Annotated in this window: 2 pseudogenes; one reads left to right on the top strand and one right to left on the bottom strand. The window is 68.1% G+C overall.

From position 1 onward, the window contains the following. Positions 1-198: pseudogene (locus D2K64_RS25860) on the top strand (IS5/IS1182 family transposase); the annotation flags it as partial. Between the two features lie 242 nt (positions 199-440). On the opposite strand, the pseudogene D2K64_RS25855 reads toward D2K64_RS25860, so the two are convergent. Then, positions 441-1,189: pseudogene (locus tag D2K64_RS25855) on the bottom strand (IS110 family RNA-guided transposase); the annotation flags it as partial.

Raw genomic sequence — 1,189 nt, 5'->3', positions numbered from 1 at the left:
GCTGCGACCAGGTGGACGCTGGATTGATGCGCCCGCCAACTACGGCTCGCGCAAGAGGCTGTATCATCGGTTTGTGCGATGGGCTGGCAGAGGCGTCTGGGTGAGGCTCTTCCAGGCCTGGCCGCAGCAGGCGGGCTGCCTGCGGAGCTGCTGCTCGGCAGCACTCCCGTGAGGGCCCATCGCTGTGCCACCGGCGGCAACGTATGGCCCGCCCTGCCGGCAAGCGGTTTCTGAGATCTGGCGCAGGCAGTCTGCATCAACGTATTCGGTCTCAGGGTCGAGCCCTGGCCAAGATGGAGATCCGCGCGTCGCAGGCTTCATAAAGGGGCCGGCATCAGGTGCCATTTTTCGCCGAAGGCTTGTGGGACACCGGTGACTGTCAGGCCATCTCACGTCCGCCACCCGCAGACTTTCTGCAGCCCTCTGACCGCGAGTTCGTGTCAGGGGCCGATCTTGTTTCTAGGCTGTCGCATGGCGACGCACTCCGACCTGTTCCGCAGCAGGGCCCAGTCGATGCGCGCCATCTTGGCCGCGAGGGCGACCGACCGTGTTGCCGTGAGCGCGGGTGAGGAGACCTCGTCACCAACTGCCCAGCGGGGTCGCGGTGCGTGACAGCGACGGCAGGGCCGATCGTGCTCACTGGATCAGGAGCTTGGGCAGGTATTTGCTGCCGCGCTTGGTGATGCCAAGCAGCTTCGGCCTGCCGCCGGTGGTCGCCTGCCGCAGCACGAGGCCGAGCCAGGCCGCGAGGACGCGGCCGCGCCCAAAGGTCTCGCGGCTGTCGACGGCGGCCACCAGCGCGGTCGCGTTCAGCACGCCGATGCCCGGGATCGTCGCTAGGCGTCGGGCCGCGGGATCATTGTGGGCCATCCCGGCGAATTTCTCACCGAGCGAGGCGATGCACTCGTCAAGCCGATGCCACTGCTCCGCCATGTCCTCCCGGAGCCGCCCCATCCTGGCGCTCACGACCGGGACCTCCGTGGCGAGGACGTCCGCCAGGGCGTCCCTGAGCTTGCGAACCGCCTGCGGCACGGTGATGCCGCGCTCGAGCAGGATGCTGCGCATCTGGTTCATCAGCGCGGTGCGCTGCCCACCAGACGATCGCGCGCCCGGTGCAGGATCTGCACGTCGAGCTGCTTCTCGCTCTTGAAGGCGACGAACCGCATCGGCGGCCGGGTCGCGGCCTCAG

This window comes from Teichococcus vastitatis (assembly GCF_003604215.1).
GTDB classification, from domain to species: domain Bacteria; phylum Pseudomonadota; class Alphaproteobacteria; order Acetobacterales; family Acetobacteraceae; genus Pseudoroseomonas; species Pseudoroseomonas vastitatis.
Note: the sequence above shows the minus strand (reverse complement) of the source record. Positions and strands in the feature narration are given on the sequence as shown.